24 protein-coding genes are annotated in these 23,758 nt (G+C 38.9%); 15 read left to right on the top strand and 9 right to left on the bottom strand.

The annotated features are described in order from the left end of the window. The first annotated feature begins 89 nt into the window (after positions 1–89). Positions 90–1,304 (top strand): pyridoxal phosphate-dependent aminotransferase, encoded by a 1,215-nt coding sequence (locus tag L4F91_RS08785; protein ID WP_250349578.1) that lies wholly within the window; start codon positions 90–92, stop codon positions 1,302–1,304. A gap of 51 nt (positions 1,305–1,355) precedes the next feature. Here L4F91_RS08785 and fadR read toward each other — a convergent pair whose 3' ends face one another. After that, positions 1,356–2,081, bottom strand: coding sequence for a fatty acid metabolism transcriptional regulator FadR (fadR, locus tag L4F91_RS08780; RefSeq protein WP_395896026.1), 726 nt, complete (start codon positions 2,079–2,081; stop codon positions 1,356–1,358). Positions 2,082–2,213: 132 nt separating this feature from the next. Here fadR and nhaB point away from each other — a divergent pair, with 132 nt between their 5' ends. The 7 genes from nhaB to L4F91_RS08745 all read left to right on the top strand — a co-directional run bounded on the left by nhaB (position 2,214) and on the right by L4F91_RS08745 (position 7,555). Next, complete coding sequence (nhaB, locus tag L4F91_RS08775) at positions 2,214–3,755, top strand: Na(+)/H(+) antiporter NhaB (protein ID WP_265777774.1); 1,542 nt, start codon at positions 2,214–2,216, stop codon at positions 3,753–3,755. A 12-nt stretch (positions 3,756–3,767) separates the two neighbouring features. Beyond that, complete coding sequence (gene dsbB / locus L4F91_RS08770) at positions 3,768–4,301, top strand: disulfide bond formation protein DsbB (protein ID WP_395896024.1); 534 nt, start codon at positions 3,768–3,770, stop codon at positions 4,299–4,301. 217 nt (positions 4,302–4,518) lie between these two features. Next, complete coding sequence (locus L4F91_RS08765; protein WP_395896021.1) at positions 4,519–5,022, top strand: SprT family zinc-dependent metalloprotease; 504 nt, start codon at positions 4,519–4,521, stop codon at positions 5,020–5,022. A 54-nt stretch (positions 5,023–5,076) separates the two neighbouring features. Then, positions 5,077–5,673, top strand: a complete 597-nt coding sequence (locus L4F91_RS08760) for an opacity family porin (RefSeq protein WP_395896018.1) — start codon at positions 5,077–5,079, stop codon at positions 5,671–5,673. Positions 5,674–5,804: 131 nt separating this feature from the next. Further along, entirely contained in the window at positions 5,805–6,215 is a 411-nt protein-coding gene (locus tag L4F91_RS08755; RefSeq protein WP_250363514.1) for a DNA polymerase III subunit psi, read from the top strand. Then, on the top strand, positions 6,215–6,658 hold the full coding sequence (rimI, locus tag L4F91_RS08750; RefSeq protein WP_395896016.1) for a ribosomal protein S18-alanine N-acetyltransferase: 444 nt from the start codon (positions 6,215–6,217) through the stop codon (positions 6,656–6,658). The genes L4F91_RS08755 and rimI overlap by 1 nt, the downstream gene beginning before the upstream one ends. 9 nt (positions 6,659–6,667) lie before the next feature. Next, complete coding sequence (locus L4F91_RS08745) at positions 6,668–7,555, top strand: DMT family transporter (protein ID WP_395896014.1); 888 nt, start codon at positions 6,668–6,670, stop codon at positions 7,553–7,555. Positions 7,556–8,020: 465 nt separating this feature from the next. On the opposite strand, the gene pflA is transcribed toward L4F91_RS08745, so the two are convergent. The 5 genes from pflA to focA form a co-directional block, all read right to left on the bottom strand. Next, positions 8,021–8,761, bottom strand: a complete 741-nt coding sequence (gene pflA / locus L4F91_RS08740) for a pyruvate formate lyase 1-activating protein (RefSeq protein ID WP_395896011.1) — start codon at positions 8,759–8,761, stop codon at positions 8,021–8,023. Between the two features lie 130 nt (positions 8,762–8,891). Next, a complete protein-coding gene (locus L4F91_RS08735; RefSeq protein ID WP_395896009.1) occupies positions 8,892–9,707 on the bottom strand; it encodes a 5'-nucleotidase, lipoprotein e(P4) family in 816 nt (271 codons plus the stop codon). Between the two features lie 104 nt (positions 9,708–9,811). Continuing rightward, positions 9,812–10,636 (bottom strand): hypothetical protein, encoded by an 825-nt coding sequence (locus L4F91_RS08730; RefSeq protein ID WP_250349588.1) that lies wholly within the window; start codon positions 10,634–10,636, stop codon positions 9,812–9,814. A 74-nt stretch (positions 10,637–10,710) separates the two neighbouring features. Further along, positions 10,711–13,023, bottom strand: coding sequence for a formate C-acetyltransferase (gene pflB / locus L4F91_RS08725; RefSeq protein WP_395896007.1), 2,313 nt, complete (start codon positions 13,021–13,023; stop codon positions 10,711–10,713). Positions 13,024–13,097: 74 nt separating this feature from the next. Continuing rightward, positions 13,098–13,952, bottom strand: coding sequence for a formate transporter FocA (focA, locus tag L4F91_RS08720; RefSeq protein WP_250363508.1), 855 nt, complete (start codon positions 13,950–13,952; stop codon positions 13,098–13,100). A gap of 314 nt (positions 13,953–14,266) precedes the next feature. Here focA and hinT point away from each other — a divergent pair, with 314 nt between their 5' ends. The 4 genes from hinT to rlmC are packed head-to-tail and all read left to right on the top strand — an operon-like array spanning position 14,267 to position 17,225. Next, positions 14,267–14,617, top strand: coding sequence for a purine nucleoside phosphoramidase (gene hinT / locus L4F91_RS08715; RefSeq protein WP_250349591.1), 351 nt, complete (start codon positions 14,267–14,269; stop codon positions 14,615–14,617). Continuing rightward, complete coding sequence (locus L4F91_RS08710) at positions 14,617–14,985, top strand: YcfL family protein (protein ID WP_395896005.1); 369 nt, start codon at positions 14,617–14,619, stop codon at positions 14,983–14,985. The genes hinT and L4F91_RS08710 overlap by 1 nt, the downstream gene beginning before the upstream one ends. Before the next feature lie 8 nt (positions 14,986–14,993). After that, a complete protein-coding gene (gene nagZ / locus L4F91_RS08705; protein WP_265762607.1) occupies positions 14,994–16,037 on the top strand; it encodes a beta-N-acetylhexosaminidase in 1,044 nt (347 codons plus the stop codon). Positions 16,038–16,046: 9 nt separating this feature from the next. After that, the gene (gene rlmC / locus L4F91_RS08700) at positions 16,047–17,225 is read left to right on the top strand and encodes a 23S rRNA (uracil(747)-C(5))-methyltransferase RlmC (RefSeq protein ID WP_395897871.1); all 1,179 of its coding nucleotides are present in this window, start codon (positions 16,047–16,049) and stop codon (positions 17,223–17,225) included. 41 nt (positions 17,226–17,266) lie between these two features. Here rlmC and L4F91_RS08695 read toward each other — a convergent pair whose 3' ends face one another. The 3 genes from L4F91_RS08695 to argE form a co-directional block, all read right to left on the bottom strand. After that, complete coding sequence (locus L4F91_RS08695) at positions 17,267–17,881, bottom strand: sulfite oxidase heme-binding subunit YedZ (RefSeq protein ID WP_250349594.1); 615 nt, start codon at positions 17,879–17,881, stop codon at positions 17,267–17,269. Next, entirely contained in the window at positions 17,881–18,840 is a 960-nt protein-coding gene (gene msrP / locus L4F91_RS08690; protein ID WP_395896002.1) for a protein-methionine-sulfoxide reductase catalytic subunit MsrP, read from the bottom strand. Before msrP ends, L4F91_RS08695 begins: the two co-directional genes overlap by 1 nt. A gap of 358 nt (positions 18,841–19,198) precedes the next feature. Beyond that, positions 19,199–20,341: an acetylornithine deacetylase gene (gene argE / locus L4F91_RS08685; RefSeq protein ID WP_395895999.1), complete on the bottom strand. Its 1,143-nt coding sequence runs from the start codon at positions 20,339–20,341 to the stop codon at positions 19,199–19,201. Between the two features lie 100 nt (positions 20,342–20,441). Here argE and argC point away from each other — a divergent pair, with 100 nt between their 5' ends. The 3 genes from argC to argH all read left to right on the top strand — a co-directional run bounded on the left by argC (position 20,442) and on the right by argH (position 23,690). Then, complete coding sequence (argC, locus tag L4F91_RS08680; RefSeq protein ID WP_395895997.1) at positions 20,442–21,449, top strand: N-acetyl-gamma-glutamyl-phosphate reductase; 1,008 nt, start codon at positions 20,442–20,444, stop codon at positions 21,447–21,449. An 11-nt stretch (positions 21,450–21,460) separates the two neighbouring features. Continuing rightward, the gene (gene argB / locus L4F91_RS08675; RefSeq protein WP_265762609.1) at positions 21,461–22,234 is read left to right on the top strand and encodes an acetylglutamate kinase; all 774 of its coding nucleotides are present in this window, start codon (positions 21,461–21,463) and stop codon (positions 22,232–22,234) included. 82 nt (positions 22,235–22,316) lie between these two features. Beyond that, on the top strand, positions 22,317–23,690 hold the full coding sequence (gene argH, locus L4F91_RS08670) for an argininosuccinate lyase (protein WP_395895995.1): 1,374 nt from the start codon (positions 22,317–22,319) through the stop codon (positions 23,688–23,690). Positions 23,691–23,758 lie beyond the last annotated feature (68 nt).

The following is a 23,758-nucleotide window of genomic DNA, read 5'->3' as shown; positions in this document are numbered from 1 at the left end:
AAAATAAGCCGATTTTTATCGGCAATTTTTTACCCCAAATGATAACCGCACGCAACATTATTGATATTGCAACCAAAAGGATAATAACAATGACAACCTTTCCTAAATCAAGCAAGTTAGAACACGTTTGTTACGATATTCGTGGGCCAGTGCATAAAGAGGCGCTACGTTTAGAAGAAGATGGACATAAAATCTTAAAATTAAATATCGGCAATCCTGCGCCTTTTGGTTTTGAAGCCCCAGATGAAATTTTGGTGGATATTTTGCGTAATCTGACCTCAGCACAAGGTTATTGTGATTCCAAAGGGTTATATTCTGCACGTAAAGCCATTGTGCAATATTACCAATCAAAAGGCATTCAGGGCGCAAATGTGAATGATGTTTATATCGGTAATGGCGTGTCTGAGCTGATTATGATGTCAATGCAAGCCTTATTGAATAATGATGATGAAGTGTTGATCCCGATGCCTGATTACCCATTATGGACAGCTGCTGCTACGTTAGCGGGCGGAAAAGCGGTGCATTATTTATGTGATGAACAGGCAGATTGGTTTCCTGATTTAGCTGATATTAAAAGCAAAATTACCTCTCGAACTAAGGCTATTGTGATTATCAACCCAAATAATCCAACGGGGGCGGTGTATAGCAAAGACTTATTGCAAGGTATTGTGGATATTGCTCGTGAACATAAATTGATTATTTTTGCCGATGAAATTTATGACAAAATTTTGTATGACGATGCGGTTCATCATCATATTGCGGCACTTGCGCCGGATTTATTAACCATTACCTTTAATGGGTTGTCTAAATCTTATCGCGTTGCAGGTTTCCGTCAAGGCTGGATGATTTTAAATGGCCCGAAACAGCACGCAAAAGGTTATATTGAAGGGCTAGATATGCTCGCTTCAATGCGTTTATGTGCAAATCACCCAATGCAACACGCCATTCAAACCGCATTAGGGGGCTATCAAAGCATTAATGAATTTATTCTGCCCGGTGGGCGCTTATTAGAACAACGCAATAAAGCCTATGAACTGATTAATCAAATTCCGGGAGTGAGTTGCGTGAAACCAATGGGCGCGCTTTATATGTTCCCCAAAATTGATGTGAAAAAATTCAATATTTACGATGATGAAAAAATGGTGCTGGATTTGTTGCGTCAAGAGAAAGTGCTATTAGTACACGGACGCGGTTTTAACTGGCATTCCCCGGATCACTTCCGCATTGTTACCTTGCCTTATGTAAATCAAATTGAAGATGCGCTTGGGCGATTAGGACGTTTTCTAGCTAATTATCGTCAGTAATCTATCAATTTAAACGCCAGTTCGCGGCTGGCGTTTTCCCCTTAAATTGTTTTATTCGCCAAAATTCTCGGGTAAGTGGTGTAGCATTGCTTTCCAAATGCTGCTACTACGTTCGCGGTTTTCAGCGAGGCATTGAATAGCCAGTTCAACATTGCCTTGCTCACAACTTTTGCGCAGTGTTTGGTAAAATTGCATCGTGAATTGACGCGATTTTGCTTCAGAAAAGAATAAAGAGGCCACTTGGTGGTAGAGATCTTTAAAGCTATTTAAAATTAAACCATAGACAGGTTTGTTTGCGGCAAAGGTAAACGCGCGGTATAAATGATAGTCAAATTCAGCGTACGCCTGTGGCGTGTCTGCCAAGTGCGGTAGATTTTCAAATAATTTTAATGAAGCCACGGGATCGGTTTGAATTGCTTCAGGGATATACTGTTCGCCCATTTTTGTACGTAATGAAACAACATTGGTAATAATCACAGGAATCGTGGATTTATCCAGTTGAATGAGTGTGCTGATGATATTTGGCCCGGCGGTTTCCCATACGTTATTCACGCGGGTTGGTTTGCCGTGCTGAATACTTAGCCAACCATCACGGGCAAGGCGTTGCAACACTTCTCGCAATGTCGTTCTGGTTACCCCGATTTTTTCTGCTAATTCCCGTTCTGCGGGTAGATCAGAACCCGGCGGAAAATGGTTATTCCAAATGCTTTTTACAATATATTCCTCAGCTAATCCCGCTGGGCTTTGGGCTTTAAGAAGCGACTGATGATTATTCATACTTTTGCGCAATTATTTTTTGAAAAATTTGTGACATAGATAACAAAATAGAGATTTGTTATTATCCTTGAAAGGTGGATATATTACAATTGGCACAGTTGTATTTTTTCATTTTAAGGTAAAGGTCGTAATATGAACTATTATCAAGCATTTCTAAAAAATTTTCTTGGTTCAAGTCCTGACTGGTACAAATTAGCCATCGTTGGATTTTTAGTTTTAAATCCAATTTTGTTTTTTTGTGTTAGCCCATTTATTGCAGGCTGGGTGTTAGTGGCTGAATTTATTTTAACCCTTGCAATGGCGTTAAAATGTTATCCGTTACAACCCGGCGGGCTATTAGCCATTGAAGCGGTAATGATTGGAATGACTCACCCTGAACACGTTAAGGCAGAAATTATGGCAAATTTTGAAGTGATTTTGCTCTTAATGTTTATGGTGGCTGGCATTTATTTTATGAAGCAACTGCTACTTTTTATTTTTACTAAGTTGCTACTCAATATTCGCTCTAAATTGGTTTTGTCTCTTTCATTTAGCTTAAGTGCGGCATTTCTTTCTGCTTTTTTAGATGCGCTAACTGTTGTTGCAGTGATTATTAGTGTAGGAATGGGGTTTTATGGTGTTTATCATAAAGTGGCTTCAGGGAAACACTTTGATGATTCTGATGATATTAATGATGATAAACATATTGGTAATCGTAAAGACACCTTGGAAGAATTTCGTGCCTTTTTACGTAGCTTAATGATGCACGCAGCGGTGGGAACGGCGTTAGGCGGTGTAATGACAATGGTGGGAGAACCACAAAATTTAATTATTGCTGAACAAGCGAAATGGGGCTTTGGTGAATTCTTCTTCAGAATGACGCCTGTTACGATTCCAATCTTAATCTGTGGTGTATTAACTTGTATTGCTGTCGAAAAATTCCACTTATTTGGTTATGGTGCAAAACTTCCACGCAAAGTTTGGGGCGTGTTGGCAAAATTTGATCGTAATCGCCAACGTAAAATGAATAATCAAGAACGCATTAAACTTATTATTCAGGCTCTTGTGGGAATTTGGCTTGTCGTTGGGCTGGCTTTCCATCTTGCTGCAGTAGGATTAATAGGCTTAAGTGTCATCATTTTATGTACTTCCGCTTGTGGTATTACGAGTGAACACGCATTGGGTAAGGCATTCCAAGAATCGTTACCTTTTACTGCCTTGCTTGTGGTATTTTTCTCGGTGGTGGCTGTTATTGTTGATCAACACCTTTTCGCACCGATTATTCATTTTGTACTCTCTGCCTCCGAAAATGTTCAGTTAATGCTGTTCTATATTTTTAATGGAGTATTGTCTGCAATTTCAGATAATGTTTTTGTCGCAACGGTCTATATTAATGAAGCAAAAGCAGCGTTGGAACAACATATTATTTCACCACAACAATTTGAATTACTTGCTGTGGCGATTAACACGGGGACAAACTTGCCATCTGTCGCAACACCAAACGGACAAGCCGCATTTTTATTCTTGCTCACATCCTCGCTTGCGCCGTTAATTCGTTTATCTTACGGAAGAATGGTTTATATGGCGCTACCTTATACAATTGTGCTATCTTTAGTTGGATTAGCTGCAGTAGAATTTTTATTGCCTACATTAACACAGTTTTTAACTCAACTAGGATTAGTTACTCCAGTATAAGAAGGATTTAAAATGCTGAAATATTTCAAACAGTTATCGCTAAATCGTGGCGGTTGGTTGCTTTTATTGATCTCAACAATCGCCTTAGAAAGCACCGCACTTTATTTTCAACACGGAATGGGATTAGCGCCTTGCGTGATGTGTATTTATGAGCGTGTTGCATTGTTTGGCATTACATTTTCAGCATTAATTGGCTTGCTTTACCCTCGCTCACTCATTTTGCGCGTATTGGCATTATTAGTGGGCTTGGGGAGTGCGGTAAAAGGCTTATTACTGGCAATCAAACACGTTGATTATCAACTTCATCCTGCGCCTTGGAATCAATGTTCTTATATGGCGGAGTTTCCACAGACATTGCCTTTGGATCGCTGGTTGCCTTATATATTTAACCCAACCGGATCTTGTGCAGATATTACATGGTCATTTTTAGGTTTTTCAATGGCGCAATGGATTATCGTAATTTTTGCATTTTATAGTTTATTACTAGCGGTGTTATTAATCAGTCAATTTAAACGTTTAGAGCAAACAAGAAATATCTTTAGATAATTGAATTATAATGAAGATCTCATTTAAAAATTAAATGATTGTAATAAGCACAGCTAAAAGTTTCAGGTGATTTGGAATAACTAATAGAAAAGTAGTTTAAATTAGTATTCATAAAATAAGCTTGCCTAGTCATTACTAGGCATATGGATGAATTACCTAATGTAAAAAATATGTCAGTTTAATCTCCTGAATAAGTATAGAATTAGATTTTTGATTTATGTCAGAGACAGATCCTTCATTACGCATACTTAATATGCAAATATTGCGTCAATTACGCCATTATCTATTACTTGCAGAAAGGTATTTTCAACGTGCTTTCCCAATGCCTGAAATAAACTATCAGTTACGAGGTGTGAAAGCAGGCGTGGCATATTTGCAGAAAAACGAAATCCGTTTTAACCGCACGTTACTACTGGAAAATCCCGAATATTTTTTGCAGCAAATTGTCCCTCATGAATTGGCACATTTGATTGTTTATCATGTTTTTGGGCGAGTAGCGCCACACGGTAAAGAATGGAAAGCTGTGATGGAAACGGTTTTTCAGCAACCTGCTGAAATTTATCATCATTTAGATATTAAAAACGTGCAAGGTAAAACCTTTGCTTATCACTGCGGTTGCCGCACTCACAATCTCAGCGTACGTCGTCATAACAAAGTGCAAAAGCAAAGTGCGGTGTATTTTTGTCGAGAATGTAAACAGCCGTTAATTCATTTACCGTGAGTTAAAAACTATGCTACAATCAGGCAGTTTTTAACACCTTTATTGGAGGATAATATGAAAAAATTCTTAGCAGTAGCAATGAGTGCTTTAGCTATTTCAGCAACAGCCAATGCAAATTGGTATGTGCAAGGGGATTTAGGTTATTCAAAAGCTAAATTTACTGGTGGCTTTAATGAGCTGAATATGAGCAAAGTTGCCCCAAGCGTATCTATTGGATACAAAATCAATGAACTACGTTTTGCATTAGATTACACTTATTATGGTAAGAAAAACTATTCTTATTATATTCAAGAAAATGCTACAGATTATGAAAAAGGCAATGGTTCAATTAAAGCTCAAGGTTTTGGTTTTTCTGCCCTTTATGATTTTAATTTAGATATTCCACTTAAGCCTTACATTGGTGCTCGTTTATCCTTAAATAAGGTAAAGCTCAATGAAACTTCGGTAGAAGTTAACTCTAATGGGCATTTTACGGGGTTTGATAATGAGTCACACACTAAATTTGGTTATGGTGTATTAGCAGGAGTTTCTTATCAAATTACTGATAATTTAGCTTTAGATGCAGGTGTTCAATTGCAACGTTTAGCTTCTTTTGAAAATACCAAAGTAAACCAATATGGCTTAAAAGTCGGTCTTCGTTACGAATTTTAATTAATCAATGTTTTATTGTCAGTGCGGTGGTTTTCCACCGCATTTTTTTATGCTGAAATCGTTTAGCTTTATTTGATGAAGCCTTTCTAAATGTTTACAATACAGCAATTTTCTTAATGAACGGTAACATAATGAAACGGCATCAACTTCTGTTACAAGAAATGGGGCTTTCCCAATGGCAACTGGTTCGCCCTGAAAGCTTGCAAGGTGTAGTTAATATTCCTATTGATGAGCGGGTACGGTTGGTGATCATTAGTGAGGCTGAAAATCCCCCTATTGCGTTATTACAGGATATTTTGCGTAGCTTAGATGTGAAGCAAAATGAATATTTAACGATTCATTTTGATTTTATCCCGCATTTGCACGTCAGCCACGAAGTGCATTATTGGTTATTAAGCGAAAATTCAGAAAAAATCCACCGCACTTTGCCGTATTGTCAAAAAGCCTTGAGCCAATGGTTATCACCAGATTGGGAAACCTTGATGGCAAGCCCGCAAGAAAAGCGTCAATTATGGCAGCAAATTCAAGGAATTAATCCATAATGATAAAGATCTTACCGATTCAATCACAAGATTTTGATCGATTATTTTCGATCGAACAGCAAGCGCATCTTGTGCCTTGGTCTTTAGGGACATTAAAAAATAATCAAGGTGAACGCTATTTCAATTTAAAATTAGAGAAAGAGCAGCATATTATCGGCTTTGCCATTTGTCAGAAAGTGCTTGATGAAGCTACCTTGTTCAATCTTGCCATTGATCCTGCTTATCAAGGGCAAGGCTTAGGAAAGCAATTATTGCATTCTTTAATCGATAAATTGCGCGAGCAGGGCATTTTGACATTATGGTTGGAAGTACGTCAATCCAATGAAATCGCGCAAAAGCTTTATCGACAATGCGGCTTTAACGAAGTAGATATTCGCAAAAATTATTATCCGACGTTAGACGGCAGACGAGAAAATGCAGTGGTAATGGCGTGCTATTTATAAGGAACAACAATGCTAGAACGTTATCGTGGGGAAATTATCCTTTTATTTGTAACCATTTCTGCTGCCATTGGCTGGTTCTTTTCAAAATATGCTATTGATGCCTTGCCCTCGGTGGGATTTATCGGCTTGCGATTTTTTCTTGCTGCGTTGGTTTTCTTGCCTTTTGCTTATCCTCATTTACGCCGTTTGAGCCATCGGCAAGTGCTTAATGCCTTGCTAATTGGGGGCGTTTTTGCGGTTTTTCTTGGTGTTTGGATTTTGGCAATCACCAATAATACCAATTTTGGTGAAGGGGCGTTTCTCACCAGTTTATCAATGTTAATTGCGCCGTTGCTCGCTTGGCTGCTGTTCAAACAAAAGCCGCAATCGCGTTTTTGGCTCAGCTTGCCCATTGCGATTTCAGGCTTGTATTTTCTTGCTTTAGGTGATAATGGGTTTAATCTTTCTTCAGAGAATAGCTTGTATTTACTCACTTCACTGCTAGCCGCGACTTATTTTGTGCTTAATCATCATTATGTTCGCCATATTCCTGTGCTGCCTCTCACCACCATTCAGCTAGCAATGGTTGGTATTTTATGTGGTTTGTATTCGATTTTTATGGAAACTTGGCCAGAGGATATTCCGAATGAAACTTGGGGCTGGCTGGCAGCCAGTGTGCTGATCGCAACCAATTTTCGTTTTTTATTGCAAACCCTTGGTCAGAAGTATTCCAGTGTAGGGAATGCGGCATTAATTATGTTGCTTGAGCCAGTGTGGACACTTTTTTTAAGTATGATGATTTTTCACGAACCGATTACATCACATAAGGCATTAGGTTGTGGGTTAATTTTTCTGGCGTTAATGTTCTACCGCTTGCCGAAAGAAAAGCTGAAACAATTTTTGCGTAGAAAAAAATAGTAAAAAAACACCGCACTTTCTTTAGTTATATCGAGAGCCTAACTCGTTGGCAATATTGTTGATATGGTTTGCCAAAAAGTGGTAATAATGTTTGTTCTTCTTGCTTAATTTGGAACTGATTCATAATTATAATAAAGTAAATCGGTTCTAAAATTGCCAATCCTTTTCCTAGCCACAAAAACTAGCTTAGCAAGACCAGCCATAAGCTAAGGTACATTGGGTTAGGGCTGTACGCGTAAATGCCTTTTGTGATAAGACGGGAGGTTTTCTCTGTTGCCAGTATGCTTATGGTTGTTTTAGCTTGATGAAATTGCCAAAGGTTACAAATGGCAATAAGGCTTGCCAATATCCTTATGGGGAGAAGAAAGAGAGGCGGGAAAGAGAATAATCCAGCGGGAGGAACAAAATACATTCCGCCCGCATAGGTAAGAAATACAAGGGGAGGAGGAAGGATAATCTTCCCTATTAATAATTCACTTTATGCCCATAACCTTCTAAGATTTGCTTGATGTGTTCAAGTGATTCTTTTGTTGGTGGTTTTACCTCTTCCAGTTCGTATTTTTCCCCCATTGCTTCCCATTTATGCGCTCCTAATCGGTGGTAAGGCAGAAGCTCCACTTTTTCAATATTATCCATATCTTTGATAAAGTTGCCGAGTAGATGGACATCTTCATCGCTATCCGTCCAACCGGGGACAACCACATAGCGAATCCAAACTTTTTGATTGCGTTTTTGCAAGTATTTCGCGAACTCAAGGGTACGTTTATTGGGAACACCGATAAGATTTTGGTGAACGCGATCATTGAGTTCTTTGAGATCTAACAATACTAAATCAGTCACATCAAGTAATTCATCAATAATATGATCATAATGGCGAACAAACCCGTTGGTGTCTAAACAAGTGTGAATACCTTCTTTTTTACAGGCGCGAAACCAATCCCGTACAAATTCCGCTTGCAATACAGCTTCTCCTCCTGAGGCAGTAACACCACCACCAGAAGCATTCATAAAATGGCGATAAGTGACCACTTCTTTCATCAGTTCTTCTACGGAAATTTCTTTACCACCGTGTAGATCCCAAGTGTCGCGGTTGTGGCAATATTTGCAACGCATTAAGCACCCTTGCAAAAACAGGATGAAACGGATCCCCGGGCCATCAACGGTTCCGCAAGATTCATAAGAATGATAGCGAGCTAAAACTGACATAATGTTCCTTTGTTAGAGAATGTAAAATCGTTAATTTCTATTTAAGGCTTTGCGAAAAGGATTAAATAGAAATTAATCTGCCTCACGATGAGGCAGATGGGGTATTATAGCGTAATATTAAGGAAAAAAGTTATTTTCCGCTCCAAGCTTTTATCGCATTATGGCGAATTTTTACACGGCTTTGATTATCACCTTTGTAATAATCTTTGGCTAAACCGCCTTCCCAATCACCATAGTTTGGATTTGGTAGCATAATAAATTTTTTACCAAATTGTTTGCTATGTTGTTGTACAAATGCACGGCGTTCTGCATTAGATTTGTGGTAAGTGGCATCACCAAAATCATTTAAATTATCACCAACATAAAGTACGATGTCATAACCTAATTTTTCAATTTCAGCAAAGCGTGCTGATTTGCTAGATTTATCTTTTTTCAAATAGAGAACCTCTTCACTCGCACCGATGAAGCCAAGCGTTTTAAGGTCATCTAATGTTGCCGCTTTTTCTGTAGCATCTTTGCGGTTAGAAACGTAGAATACTTTACCGTTGTGGCTATTAACATAGTTATTAAATTCTACCGCTCCCGGTACAGCTGCGGTTTCTCGTGCATTTACCCAACGAGTCCAATCATCACCATTGAAGCCTGTACCTGTTTGTATCTGCCAGCCTGCATAGGCACTGTTATCCATCATTGTTTCATCAAGATCAACGACAACCGCTTTTTTCTTACCTTTTGCAGCCTTAGCTTGATCAAAGGCCAGTTTTGCCATATTGAAAGCTTGGTGAGTCAGTGCTTGATATTCACCTGATTGTTGCACCCAATTCAAGCCTAATACGGCTTGCTCTTGTAGTTGTTGTTCTGCATTTTGTTGCGATGAAGAACAAGCTGTGAGCGCAAGTATGGATGAAAGCGTAAGCATAGAGAGTGTCAATTTCATTGTTTTCATAAGATCTCCTAATGAGTGAGGGATAAATTTTTGCCAAAAAAACTACCGCACTTATTATCGCAAATAAATTTTATCTCACAACTATTTTTAGCCATTTAGCCTCATTAGTTATAAGATTTCACTCTTTCACAAAAATCTGTTTTAAACTCATATCGTCCGTTGTTATTGGGGATTGCGACAGAAATAATATGGCTATCAATAATAGCAAACCGAATGTTGTTACCATATTTATGGTATAAGTCTGCATTATTTAAGCAATGTTTATTGAGTATTGCGTTAAAACTGGTTTTTACCAATGCTTGCTCAAAGGTTAAATAATAAAATTGACCGATAATGGGTTTATAGTTGCAAGATACGGCAAAAATAAATTTTATTGCAATCAAACTCATTAGTAACTGGTAGCATAATTTTTGTTTTTTCTGCGCACTTTTATCTAGCCAAATCAGATTTCGCCATAAAGAAATTTGATAGTACACCGCAAGTATCCCCATTAATGCCGATACAATAAATAAAAATAAGATAATGCCACTGATCAGGATAAATAACACCTGAGTAGAGGTGTGAAAGAAGCTAATTGTGAAGCCAGTTCTAACACAAACCTCTTCTGAGACGACACAGTTAATATAAATGAGGTAAGGCGTTGAAATAATAAAAACAAGCGGTTTATTATTAAACGTTGTTTTACATTTATCAACGAATTGCTTATTGTCTAAATAGCAATAAGATAGACAGATCACAATTGTTAGCAGTAATAAACTAAGATCAATAGGCTTTTTAGGTTTGGCGGTCATTAGAAAAATGAATATGCCAAATAAAATAGCTATTCTGAGATAATATTGATATTTAATGGTGAGCCAATTTAGTTCTCTTGGCAGTTCTTTTATTGCAATGCATAAATCGTTATATAAAGAATATAAGTATTGACGCATAGTTTTTGATGAAATAAAACATAAAAATGGTCGGTATATATTGATACCGACCATTTACCCTAGAAAGATTTAAATTACATTGATTGTGTAAATGTACGTGTAATTACATCTTGTTGTTGTTCTTTCGTTAAAGAGTTAAAACGCACAGCATAACCAGAAACACGAATGGTTAATTGCGGATATTTTTCTGGATTTTCCATTGCGTCTAACAACATTTCACGGTTCATTACGTTCACGTTTAAATGTTGTCCCCCTTCAACAGTGGCTTCGTGGTGGAAGTAACCATCCATTAAGCCTGCAAGATTACGTTTTTGTGCTTCGTAATCTTTACCTAATGCATTTGGTACGATTGAGAAGGTGTAAGAAATACCATCTTTCGCATAAGCAAATGGAAGTTTCGCCACAGAAGTTAATGACGCTACTGCACCTTTTTGATCGCGTCCGTGCATTGGATTTGCACCCGGTCCAAATGGCGCACCTGCACGACGACCATCAGGTGTATTACCTGTTTTCTTACCATAAACCACGTTAGACGTAATGGTAAGCACGGATTGTGTTGGAGTTGCATTGCGGTAAGTATGATGCGTTTGAATTTTTTTCATAAAGCGCTCAACAAGATCAACCGCTAAATCATCAACGCGACTATCGTTGTTACCGAATTGTGGATATTCGCCTTCAATTTCAAAATCAATCGCCACATTAGAGGCAACCACATTACCGTCTTTATCTTTAATATCCCCACGCACTGGTTTGACTTTAGCATATTTAATTGCGGCTAAAGAGTCTGCAGCAACAGAAAGCCCTGCGATACCACAAGCCATTGTACGGAATACATCACGATCGTGGAACGCCATTAAGGCTGCTTCATAAGCATATTTATCGTGCATAAAGTGAATAATGTTCAATGCGGTAACGTATTGCGTTGCTAACCAATCCATAAAGCTGTCCATACGCGCCATTACGGTATCGAAATCTAACACTTCATCAGTAATTGGTGCTGTTTTAGGGCCAACTTGCATACCTGATTTTTCATCAATACCACCATTGATTGCGTATAATAAGGTTTTTGCAAGGTTTGCACGCGCACCAAAGAATTGCATTTGTTTACCAACGACCATTGGGCTTACACAACAAGCAATCGCATAATCATCACTATTGAAGTCTGGACGCATCAGATCATCATTTTCGTATTGGACAGAAGAAGTATCAATAGACACTTTAGCACAATAGCGTTTGAATGCTTCTGGTAATTGTTCAGACCAAAGAATGGTTAAGTTTGGTTCTGGTGAAGGTCCCATTGTATAAAGTGTGTGCAAGATACGGAAGCTGTTTTTGGTTACTAATGTACGACCATCTAAGCCCATACCAGCCAATGTTTCGGTTGCCCACATTGGGTCACCAGAGAATAATTGATCGTATTCTGGTGTACGTAAGAAACGCACCATACGTAATTTCATAACAAGATGATCAATTAATTCTTGCGCTTCTTGTTCAGTAATTTTTCCTGCTTTTAGATCACGTTCAATATAAATATCTAAGAAGCTTGATACACGACCGAAAGACATCGCTGCACCATTTTGTGATTTTACTGCAGCAAGGTAGGCAAAATAGGTCCATTGTACGGCTTCTTGTGCATTTGTTGCTGGGTTAGATACATCAAAACCGTAAGACGCCGCCATTTCTTTAATTTTACCTAATGCACGGTGTTGTTCTGCAATTTCTTCACGTAATTGAATAGTAGCTTGAATATCTTCACCACGTTCTAATTTTTCTTGTAATGAATTAAATTGTTTAAATTTATCTTTCATCAAGAAATCGGCACCATAAAGTGCTAAGCGACGATAATCCCCGATAATACGACCACGACCATAAGCATCTGGTAATCCAGTGATAACACCTGATTTACGGCAACGTAAAATATCTGGTGTATAAACATCAAATACCCCTTGGTTATGGGTTTTACGATATTCTGTAAAGATATGTTCAATTTCAGGCCTTAATTCGCGACGGTAAACTTGGCACGAACCTTTTACCATTTTAATTCCACCAAATGGCATAATGGCACGTTTCAATGGCGCATCTGTTTGTAAACCCACAATTTTTTCTAAATTTTGATCGATATAACCCGGTTTATGTGAAGTAATTGTTGATGGAGTATCTGTATCAATGTCATAAGGTTCGTGAGTTTTGTTCTCAACCTTAATTTTTTCCATTACTTCATTCCATAATTTGGTTGTTGCTTCAGTCGCACCAGCAAGGAATGATTCATCACCTTCATAAGGGGTATAGTTTTTTTGGATAAAGTCACGTACATTGACTTCTGTTTGCCAATCGCCTGGGGTAAATCCTTCCCACGCTTTTTGTTGCGCTTCAGTTAATTGAGTCATTACTATTTTCCTTTAACGTAAATAAAATTTAATTATGTAAAAACGATGAAAAAAACAACCGCTCTTACGCCAAACTAATGTGAATGTGGTTTATTAGTAAACCACTGCATTAATGCAATACATACCCCGCCACCAACAATATTACCAAGCGTAACAGGGATAAGATTTTTTACGACAAAATGATATACATCTAAATCAGCAAATTGCTCGGCATTCAACCCGATAGCTTGCCAAAATTCCGCAGAACTGCAATGCGCTGTAATGATACCAAGTGGAATCATAAACATATTTGCTACACTATGTTCAAAACCAGAAGAAACAAATAAACCAATTGGCAAGATCATAATGAATGCTTTATCAGTCAAGGTCTTTCCGGCATAGCTCATCCAAACTGCAATACATACCATAATGTTACACAAAATACCTAAACTAAAGGCTTCAAACCAACTATGATGAATCTTATGCTGTGCGGTTTTTAGAATGGTTAACCCCCATTGTCCATTCACAGCCATTGTTTGCCCAGCAAACCAAATGAGTCCAGCGATGACGATAGCACCTAAAAAATTACCGGCATAAACGGCAATCCAGTTGCGTAACATTTGAATCGTATTAATGCGTTGCCCTGCACGTGCAACCAGCGTCATTGTTGATGAAGTAAATAACTCCGAGCCACAGACAACCACCATAATCACCCCAACAGAGAAAACTAAACCACCTACAAGCTTGGCTAAGCCCCAAGACACGTTGGAGAGACCAGTTTGTGTTGTTGTATAAAAAACAAAAGCAAGGGCAATAAATGCGCCTGCAGAAATTGCGGAAAGAAAAGAATAGAATTGATTTTTAGTCGCTTTATAGGTCGCGATATTTTCGGCCAATTGCGCCATTTCTGTTGGCGTTGCCATAAAGCTGACGGAGTTTTCTGTTTTCATCACACACCCTACAAAAATTAACTGTCCCTATTCTAAGGTATAAACCTGTAACTTAAAACTAAAAAAAAGTTTATTTTTTATAAAATTTGTTCAAGATCAAATTTATTTACATTTGTGTAACATATTGAAATAAAAAACAAGTTTTGCATTAACATAAATTTAACAAATGGATTGCAAATTGCTATTTTAGAACTTTTCTGATAAAAATAACCGCACTTTATATACCGCAAAATATCAATCAATACGCGGATAAAAAGCGTACAATAAGGATTGTATTTATCTCTCAATATCCCTTTAAAATATAAGGAATTGCTATGGCAGAAGAAACCATTTTCAGCAAAATTATTCGTAAAGAAATTCCAGCAAATATCCTCTATCAAGATGAGCGAGTAACGGCATTTCGTGATATTTCCCCCCAAGCGCCTACGCATATTTTGATTATTCCAAATAAATTAATCCCAACAGTGAACGAAGTAACTGAGCAAGATGAGCTGACATTAGGGCGTTTATTTACCGTGGCGGCTAAATTGGCGCAGCAAGAAGGCATTGCGGAAGATGGGTATCGCCTTATCGTCAATTGTAACAAACACGGTGGACAAGAAGTGTATCATTTACATATGCACTTACTTGGTGGTGAATCTTTAGGAAAAATGTTGGCAAAATAATGAAAAAACTATTTGTTTTATGCGGATTAAGCCTACTGCTTGCGGCTTGTGGCTCAACGCCCTCGCAAAATATTGTAAGCGAGAATGATCCTATCTTAAATGTAGAAGCAAATTTAGCGCCGTTGATTGAGACAAAGTTACGCGATAATAATGTTTGGCTAAAGAATACTAGCCCACATCAGCTTGATGTCGCTTATTATTTCTTTTGGTATGACAAAAATGGCGTAACCCAAGGGGAAGAACCGAATTTACATTCGCCTTCTAGCTTGCTTCTACAACCAAGCCAACAAACCAATTTAACCCCTGTTCCACCAACACAACAAAGCGTTAATTACCGCTTATACCTTCGTTTGAATAAATTGCAATAAGGATTTCAATGTCAGCTTTACTTATCGATCTTACTGGACAAGAAGTTAGCCAAGAAGAATTAGAATTACTTGCACATCCATTGGTTGCTGGCGTGATTTTGTTTACGCGTAATTTTTATGATCGTGAACAAATTCAACATCTTGTCGCCACCTTACGGCAAAAAGTGAAGAAACCCTTATTGATTACGGTAGATCAAGAAGGCGGACGGGTACAACGATTTCGTGAAGGCTTTACCCAGCTTCCCGCAATGCAAGCGTTTGCCGAACTTATCAGCCATACCGCACAACAACAAGAATTCGCGCACCAAGCGGGTTGGCAAATGGCAGCAGAAATGACCGCACTGGATATTGACTTAAGTTTTGCCCCGGTGCTGGATTTAGGTCATCAATGCCGTGCTATTGGTGATCGTAGTTTTCACGCTGAAATCGATCCAACACTTCGCCTAGCCACAGCGTTTATTCAAGGTATGAAACAAGCGGGTATGGCAAGCACAGGCAAACATTTCCCCGGTCATGGACACGTGATCGCTGATAGTCATTTAGAAACCCCTTATGATGAACGTCCACAAGCGCAAATTTTTGCGCAAGATATTCAACCCTTTAAACAGCTTATTGCACAAAATTTGCTTGATGCCGTAATGCCAGCACACGTGATTTATAGCCAATGCGATAGCCAGCCTGCAAGTGGTTCAGCTTATTGGTTGCAAACAATTTTACGTCATCAGCTTGGCTTTAACGGTGCGATTTTTTCTGATGATTTAGGTATGAAAGGCGCAGGTTTTATGGGAGATTTTGTTGCACGTTGTCAGCAGTCATTGAATGCGGGTTGTGATTTATTACTACTATGTAATGAACGTGAAGGTGTAATCCAAGTTCTTGATCATTTCCAACCGCAAGAAACCACGGAACAATATGCACTTCGCCAACAACGTTTACAAAGTTTATTTAAACGTAGTCAATTAGATTGGAAAACCCTTGAAAACTCAACGCGTTGGAAAGAAAATCAGCAAAAATTGACCGCACTTCAACAAGATTGGTTAGCGAGAGCTTAAATGTCAGTAATGCCTGTTTGTCCGCACTTTATCGCGGGGCAATGCCGTTCTTGTCAATGGCTTGAAATGCCCTATTCGCAGCAGCTTGATGAAAAAAAAGCCCATTTAGTTCAACAACTTGTTGGGCTTGATCTTTCACAGCTTGAATGGCTACCAACTTATCCCTCTGCACAGCAAGGTTTTCGTAATAAAGCCAAAATGGTGGTAAGTGGCTCAGTAGAACGCCCGATTTTAGGCATTCTTAGCAATCCTAATGATCCACAAAGTGCGGTAGATTTATCAGACTGTTTACTCTATCCTTCTCATTTTGCGCATATTTTTCATCAATTAAAAATCTTTATTGGACGAGCTGGTTTAGTGCCTTATCACATTACGAAACGCAAAGGGGAGCTGAAATACATCTTACTCACTGAAAGCCAAATTAACGGTACATTAATGTTGCGTTTTGTATTACGTTCAACGGCAAAACTTGCGTTAATTCAACGAGAATTACCACTTTTATTAGCAAATTTACCGCAAATAAAAGTGGTGAGTTTAAATATTCAACCCAAACACGCGGCAATTTTAGAAGGTGAGGAAGAAATTTTTCTCACAGAACAAAAACAATTAGAAGAAAATTTTAACCAAATTCCCTTATTTATTCGTCCACAAGGCTTTTTCCAAACCAATCCTAAGGTAGCAGAAAGCTTATACGGCACGGCACAACAATGGATTAAAAATCTTCCCATCAGCAACATCTGGGATCTGTTTTGCGGCGTAGGTGGCTTTGGCTTACATTGTGCGGCGATCTTGCAAGAAAAAGGGAGAAATGTGCAATTAACGGGCATTGAAATCTCTCCATCAGCCATTGCAAGCGCCAGCTCATCAGCAGAAAAATTGGGCTTAACCCAAGTGAAGTTTCAATCCTTAGACGCGGCAAATTTCGCCTTAGTACAAAATGAAAGACCAGATTTGCTGATCGTCAATCCGCCACGCCGTGGCATCGGCAAAGAACTAGCGCAATTTCTCAACAAATTACAACCGCACTTTATTTTGTATTCCAGTTGCAATGCCGTTTCAATGGGCAAAGATTTGCGCGAATTATCTCGCTATCAAGCTCAAAAAATTCAACTTTTTGATATGTTTCCTCATACTGCGCATTATGAGGTGTTGATTTTTCTTAAACGCATTGATGATAAATTTAAATAGCTATAATGTGCCGTTAGTCGTGGCGAGGAAAGCCATATAGGTTAATTCTTCCCAGTCCTATTTTTTTCTCTCATAGTTATTAGTGGTCTTCGTTGATAGAGAAAATAAGCCACAATAGAGAAAGCAAAGAGTAAGTAAATGATGGCATTGAGGTTATAGCTTTTCGTTGACCAGTAATAATGGATTGATGCACACCCTAATGCAAGATAATTAAACTGGTGAAGGATAAACGTTTTTTGTTTTAAGTATTGACGAAGTGCAGGTAGCATCACAGTAGTACTAACGCAGAATAATAAAAGCGCAGTGACGCCAACCCATAAATAAGGATGAGTGAGGATCTCGCTGAGGAATAATTCCATATTGAAACCTAATTCTAGGTATAAATAGGCAAGAATATGCAAAAATGCCCACCCAATAGCCCATAAACCGATTATTTTATGTATGGGAGAAAGTGATTTTCTCCCTAATAATTGAATGATAAGACGGAAAAGAAATAATGCTAGAAATAAACTTAATGAAATCCAGCCAAGAAAATGAATAAGCTCTTTAGTAGGATCTGCGCCAAAAGATTCACCATTATTGATACCTAACTCATAAACCAACCATAGTAGGGGAGAAGAGGCACAAAGGTGAGCGATAAGATGGATTTGCTTCATTAGTAATTCACCTTTAAATCTAACCCATTATAAAGTGAAGCGACTTCATCATAGCCATTAAACAGTAAAGTAGGTTGGCGCTTATTATCAAATAATCCACCACGACCGATAATGCGTTCACTCGCTTGTGACCAACGGGGATGAGGGACATTTGGATTAACATTCGCATAAAAACCATATTCTTGAGGAGCAAGCTTGTTCCAAGTTGTTAGCGGACGCGTGGCACTGAGACGAATTTTTACAATGGATTTTATACTCTTAAAGCCGTATTTCCACGGCACAACAAGGCGAATTGGCGCACCACTTTGGGGAGAAAGCGTTTTTCCATATAATCCAACGGAAAGTAAAGTTAGAGGGTGCATCGCTTCTGCGATGGTTAATCCTTCAATATAAGGATATTCAATTCCTCCCCCGAAAAAATAATTTTTTTGTCCCGGCATTTGTTCAGGATCATATAGGGTTTCAAATATAACATACTTGGCATTACTGGTGGGATTGACATCACTAAGTAAGGCTTTTAATTCAAAGCCTATCCAAGGAATCACCATTGCCCAGGCTTCAACACAACGAAATCGATAAATGCGTTCTTGTAGTGGATAACGATGATAAAGATCATCCAAATCTAAAGTTAATGGAGTTTGTACCTCACCCGTAATTTCAACTTTCCAAGGATCCGTTTTAAAATTTTTCGCGTATTGCGCAGGGGAGCCTTTATCAACACCAAATTCATAGAAGTTGTTATAACCGATGACTTTATTTTCTGGCGTCAATGGTAATGTATTCGGTGTATCTTTAATCGCATTAAGAGGCTTTCGTCTATCTATTACAGGGTTAGCAATACTTGTATTTGGGAGTATCATATTCCCACTTACTGCACCAACGCCAATCAAGAATTTTCTGCGGTTTAAAAATACATCTTCTGGCGTTACATCGTTTTCAGTTAATATCTGCTTTTTCATGCTATTATCCTCCTAAGCTGAAAGGGAGCCTGTTTGATGTTTAAGATAAGGCAACACACCGCAGACAATATAAATAATAAAGTGAGGGAGGCGCCGTCATTTTATTCTAAAATTAAATGACAAGATTTATATATTGTTTGATTGTTAGACAAGTTGTTTATTGAATAGTTGCGGGTGAACTGATCCGATGACTGAGTTAACAGATAGCCACAACTATGTGGCTAAGAAGGACTGGAATGCTTTTTTACGCGTTATCACTTAAATGGATAGCTGTTTAAGGTAAAGCGCTTTATCATTCGCATTGACAAAGCGAAGTAACGCCCGCCATTTCTAAATTAATCCAATTATAGATAACGTTTTAGCAAAAATGCCCAATCAACTTACTCAACAGTTCGTGAGTAGGTTTGATAAATTCGGCGGAGAGATATTCATCTGGCTGGTGGGCTTGTTCAATTGAACCCGGTCCAAGCACCAAGGTTGGGCAGAGTTGTTGAATAAAAGGGGCTTCGGTGCAGTAGTTCACCGCTTCGCATTTTTCACCAAGTAATTTTTCCACCACTTGGACAATTTGGGCGCTGTGTTCACATTCATAACCCGGGGTGGGTTCATGCAAGGTGCGGAGTGAAATCAGATCGCCCCATTTTTCAAACATTGGGCGAAGTTTTTCTTGTAACATTTCATTGAGATCTTCTAGACGCATTTGTGGTAAGGGGCGGATGTCAAAATGCAATTCGCAGCACGCACAAATACGATTTACTGCATCCCCCCCGTGGATTGCACCAAAATTCATTGTCGGATAAGGAATGGCAAAGGCGGAATGATGATATTTTTCCTTTAACTCGTTACGCATCTCCATTAAATAGCCTGTTGCTTCGTGCATTAATTCAATGGCGTTAATGCCCTTATCTGGATCGCTCGAATGCCCTGTTTTACCTGTAATTCTTACTGCTTGCCCAATATGTCCTTTGTGCGCGCGAACGGGTTTTAATGATGTTGGTTCGCCAATAATCGCACAATCTGGGCGGATATGGCTGTGTTGGCTGAACGTTCTTGCCCCAAGTAGGGTAGTTTCTTCATCGGCAGTGGCGAGAATGCGTAATGGTTTGTTTAGTTTAGAGAGATCAATATGGCGTAAGGTTTCTAACACGAAAGCGAAGAATCCTTTCATATCAGCTGTGCCTAAGCCGTAAAATTTACCGTCTTTTTCGGTGAGTTTGAAAGGATCAAAATGCCAGCGTCCTTCATCGAAAGGCACGGTATCTGTATGTCCTGCAAGTAGCAGTCCCCCTTCTCCTTCGCCATAAGTGGCTAGTAAATTGAATTTTTCTCGGCTGCCCTGCACGGGAATAATGTTCGTTTTAAAACCTAACTCATTGAGCCAAGTGGCAAGAAGTTCAATTAACGTTTTATTTGATTGGTCAAATTCTGCTTCTACGCTACTGATGGTAGGCAAGGCAATAAGCTGAGAATACATTTCAAGAAAAGTAGGCAATTTTTTCATTAAGTTTATCCTGTATTAAATTAAAGGTTGATTTATGATTAATTATGCACAATAATAGCATAATTAATCAAGTGTTATATTTTTATCTACAAGGTGTTCTATGCAAAAAGCCATTATTATTGGGGCAAGTGGTTATACAGGGGCTGAATTGGCTCGTATTCTAACCCTGCACCCTGCATTTCAGCTCAATGGATTATATGTTTCAGCGCAAAGCCAAGATGCGCATAAAGCCATTTCTGATATTTATCCGCAACTGAAGCAGATTGTTGATTTACCGTTGCAACCTTTGGACGAAAATTTAACCGCACTTGCACAACAAAATGATCTGGTCTTTTTAGCCACCGCACACGAAGTTAGCCACGATCTTGCGCCAATTTTCTTGCAAAATCAATGTAAAGTGTTTGATTTATCTGGCGCATTTCGGGTGAATAATGCGGAATTTTATCCACAATATTATGGTTTTGAACATCGTTATCCTGAATTATTAGAAAAAGCGGTTTATGGTTTAGCGGAATGGAATGACAGTGCCATTACGCAAACGGATTTAGTGGCGGTGGCTGGTTGCTATCCAACAGTTTCTCAACTCAGCTTAAAGCCATTAATTGAAAATAATTTATTAGATCTCAATCAGTTACCTATTATTAATGCAGTAAGTGGGGTAAGCGGCGCTGGACGCAAAGCATCGCTCACGAATAGTTTTTGCGAAGTCAGCCTGAATGCTTATGGCGTATTTAACCATCGTCATCAGCCTGAAATTGCCACGCATTTAGGCACAAATGTCATTTTTACGCCACATCTCGGCAATTTTAAACGCGGTATTTTGGCGACAATCACCGCAAAATTAAACGCAAATGTAACAGACGCTCAAATTCACGACGCTTATCAGCAATATTATGCGAATCGACCACTGGTGCGTGTTTATAAACAAGGATTACCAAGTATTAAGTCCGTAGAGTTTACGCCTTATTGTGATATTGGATTTGCCACTCAAAACGGTTATATCATCATTGTTGGCGCAGAAGATAACTTACTCAAAGGTGCAGCAGCACAAGCGGTACAATGTGCTAATATTCGTTATGGTTTAACAGAAACCTTAGGCTTGATTTAGTGGAAAAAAGAATGAAACCTTTAGTAATTAAATTAGGTGGTGTGCTGTTAGATACGCCACAAGCAATGGAAAATTTATTCACCGCATTAGCAAATTATCAGCAAAATTTTGCTCGTCCTTTGCTTATTGTACACGGTGGTGGTTGTATCGTTGATGAATTAATGCAACGTCTTGCATTGCCAGTCAAGAAGAAAAATGGGTTAAGGGTTACCCCTTCTGATCAAATTGAAATTATTGTGGGCGCACTGGCGGGGATTGCAAATAAAACATTGTTGGCGCAAGCGACGAAATTTAATCTTAATCCTGTTGGGCTTTGTTTAGCGGATGGGCAATTAACAAGCGCGAAACAAATTGATGTTGAATTAGGACACGTTGCGAACGTATTTCCCAATAATCCGCAATTATTACATACATTATTAAGCGAGGCATTTTTACCTATTATTAGTTCTATTGCGGTAGATGCGCAAGGGCGTTTAATGAACGTGAATGCGGATCAAGCAGCAACGGCGATTGCGGCATTAATGGGGGGCGATCTGGTGATGCTTTCTGATGTGGATGGGGTTTTAGATGCCAATAAACAACGCCTACCACAGCTTAATAGTGAGCAAATTCAACAGCTTATTCAGCAAGGTGTGATTACAGACGGAATGATCGTTAAGGTCAATGCCGCATTGGAGGCAGCAAAAATCCTTAACACGGGAGTGGATATTGCCAACTGGAAATATCCAGAAAAATTGACCGCACTTTTTGCAGGTGAGATAATCGGCACCAGAATTTTACCTTAAGCGTAAAGCAATTTGGTATGGGCGAACATTTACGTTCGCCTCTACATTTTTAATGATAAAAATCAAAAGATAAGGATAAACTATGGCACTTTGGGGTGGACGTTTTACACAAGCCGCGGATAAACGTTTTAAAGATTTTAATGATTCATTACGCTTTGACTATCGCCTTGCCGAACAAGATATTGAAGGTTCAATTGGTTGGTCAAAAGCCTTGGTCAGTGTTGGCGTATTAAGCCAGCAAGAGCAACAACAATTAGAACAAGCATTAAATGCGCTTTTAATTGAAGTGCGGTCAAATTTACAAGGTATTTTGCAAGATGATGCGGAAGATATCCACAGTTGGGTAGAAAGTAAGCTGATCAATAAAGTTGGGAATTTAGGTAAAAAATTACACACTGGGCGTAGCCGTAATGATCAAGTGGCATTAGATATAAAAATGTGGTGTAAGCAACGTGTTACGGAGCTGCAATATTCTATTCGTGCCTTGCAAACTAAATTAGTGGATACCGCAGAAAACAATCAACACGCAGTAATGCCGGGTTATACCCATTTACAACGCGCCCAACCGATTACCTTTGCACATTGGTGTATGGCTTATGTGGAAATGTTAGAACGTGATTATTCTCGCTTATCTGATGCTTACCAACGAATGAATACTTGCCCACTTGGTAGCGGCGCATTGGCGGGAACAGCCTATGCCATAGATCGTGAAAAATTAGCACAGGATCTTGGCTTTGCAAGTGCTACTCGTAACAGCCTAGACAGTGTGTCTGATCGTGATCATATTATCGAATTGCTTTCGACTGCTTCGTTAAGTATGGCTCATCTTTCTCGCTTTGCTGAAGATATGATTATCTTCAATAGCGGTGAAGCGGATTTTGTCGAACTTTCTGATCGCGTTACTTCAGGTTCTTCATTAATGCCGCAAAAGAAAAACCCCGACGCCTGTGAATTAATTCGTGGTAAAGCGGGGCGCGTGATGGGCGCTTTAACAGGAATGTTAATGACCCTAAAAGGCTTGCCGCTTGCCTACAACAAAGATATGCAAGAAGACAAAGAAGGCATTTTTGATGCGTTAGATACTTGGCAAGATTGCTTAGATATGGCGACCTTTGTATTAGATGACATTAAAGTCAATGTTGAACGTACACGTGAGGCGGCATTGAAAGGCTATTCTAACGCCACAGAATTAGCGGATTATCTGGTTGCTAAAGGCGTACCATTCCGTGATTCTCACCATATTGTAGGCGAAACCGTGGTTTATGCAATTAGTGTTCACAAAGGTTTAGAAGATCTCCGCTTGGCAGAGTTCCGTCAATTCAGCGATGTGATCAGTGATGATGTGTATGACATCCTCTCGTTACAATCTTGCCTTGATAAACGTTGTGCTAAAGGTGGGGTATCCCCATTGCGTGTTGCCGAAGCCATTGCAGAGGCAAAAGTGCGGTTGAAATAAAGTAAATATTTTTTATTGCTTATTCACGCTATAAAATTAGCGTGAATTTTTTATTTTGTTAATGTATT

Source organism: Avibacterium sp. 20-126 (assembly GCF_044358625.1).
GTDB lineage: Bacteria > Pseudomonadota > Gammaproteobacteria > Enterobacterales > Pasteurellaceae > Avibacterium.
The sequence above is the reverse complement of the archived record's forward strand: the minus strand, read 5'-3'. Positions and strand labels throughout refer to the sequence as shown.

Bases quoted from the DNA above. Each gene is read 5' to 3' on its own strand.
- L4F91_RS08785 (WP_250349578.1), top strand. From the start codon at position 90: ATGACAACCTTTCCTAAATCAAGCAAGTTAGAACACGTTTGTTACGAT.
- fadR (WP_395896026.1), bottom strand. From the start codon at position 2,081: ATGAATAATCATCAGTCGCTTCTTAAAGCCCAAAGCCCAGCGGGATTA.
- nhaB (WP_265777774.1), top strand. From the start codon at position 2,214: ATGAACTATTATCAAGCATTTCTAAAAAATTTTCTTGGTTCAAGTCCT.
- dsbB (WP_395896024.1), top strand. From the start codon at position 3,768: ATGCTGAAATATTTCAAACAGTTATCGCTAAATCGTGGCGGTTGGTTG.
- L4F91_RS08765 (WP_395896021.1), top strand. From the start codon at position 4,519: ATGTCAGAGACAGATCCTTCATTACGCATACTTAATATGCAAATATTG.
- L4F91_RS08760 (WP_395896018.1), top strand. From the start codon at position 5,077: ATGAAAAAATTCTTAGCAGTAGCAATGAGTGCTTTAGCTATTTCAGCA.
- L4F91_RS08755 (WP_250363514.1), top strand. From the start codon at position 5,805: ATGAAACGGCATCAACTTCTGTTACAAGAAATGGGGCTTTCCCAATGG.
- rimI (WP_395896016.1), top strand. From the start codon at position 6,215: ATGATAAAGATCTTACCGATTCAATCACAAGATTTTGATCGATTATTT.
- L4F91_RS08745 (WP_395896014.1), top strand. From the start codon at position 6,668: ATGCTAGAACGTTATCGTGGGGAAATTATCCTTTTATTTGTAACCATT.
- pflA (WP_395896011.1), bottom strand. From the start codon at position 8,761: ATGTCAGTTTTAGCTCGCTATCATTCTTATGAATCTTGCGGAACCGTT.
- L4F91_RS08735 (WP_395896009.1), bottom strand. From the start codon at position 9,707: ATGAAAACAATGAAATTGACACTCTCTATGCTTACGCTTTCATCCATA.
- L4F91_RS08730 (WP_250349588.1), bottom strand. From the start codon at position 10,636: ATGCGTCAATACTTATATTCTTTATATAACGATTTATGCATTGCAATA.
- pflB (WP_395896007.1), bottom strand. From the start codon at position 13,023: ATGACTCAATTAACTGAAGCGCAACAAAAAGCGTGGGAAGGATTTACC.
- focA (WP_250363508.1), bottom strand. From the start codon at position 13,952: ATGAAAACAGAAAACTCCGTCAGCTTTATGGCAACGCCAACAGAAATG.
- hinT (WP_250349591.1), top strand. From the start codon at position 14,267: ATGGCAGAAGAAACCATTTTCAGCAAAATTATTCGTAAAGAAATTCCA.
- L4F91_RS08710 (WP_395896005.1), top strand. From the start codon at position 14,617: ATGAAAAAACTATTTGTTTTATGCGGATTAAGCCTACTGCTTGCGGCT.
- nagZ (WP_265762607.1), top strand. From the start codon at position 14,994: ATGTCAGCTTTACTTATCGATCTTACTGGACAAGAAGTTAGCCAAGAA.
- rlmC (WP_395897871.1), top strand. From the start codon at position 16,047: ATGCCTGTTTGTCCGCACTTTATCGCGGGGCAATGCCGTTCTTGTCAA.
- L4F91_RS08695 (WP_250349594.1), bottom strand. From the start codon at position 17,881: ATGAAGCAAATCCATCTTATCGCTCACCTTTGTGCCTCTTCTCCCCTA.
- msrP (WP_395896002.1), bottom strand. From the start codon at position 18,840: ATGAAAAAGCAGATATTAACTGAAAACGATGTAACGCCAGAAGATGTA.
- argE (WP_395895999.1), bottom strand. From the start codon at position 20,341: ATGAAAAAATTGCCTACTTTTCTTGAAATGTATTCTCAGCTTATTGCC.
- argC (WP_395895997.1), top strand. From the start codon at position 20,442: ATGCAAAAAGCCATTATTATTGGGGCAAGTGGTTATACAGGGGCTGAA.
- argB (WP_265762609.1), top strand. From the start codon at position 21,461: ATGAAACCTTTAGTAATTAAATTAGGTGGTGTGCTGTTAGATACGCCA.
- argH (WP_395895995.1), top strand. From the start codon at position 22,317: ATGGCACTTTGGGGTGGACGTTTTACACAAGCCGCGGATAAACGTTTT.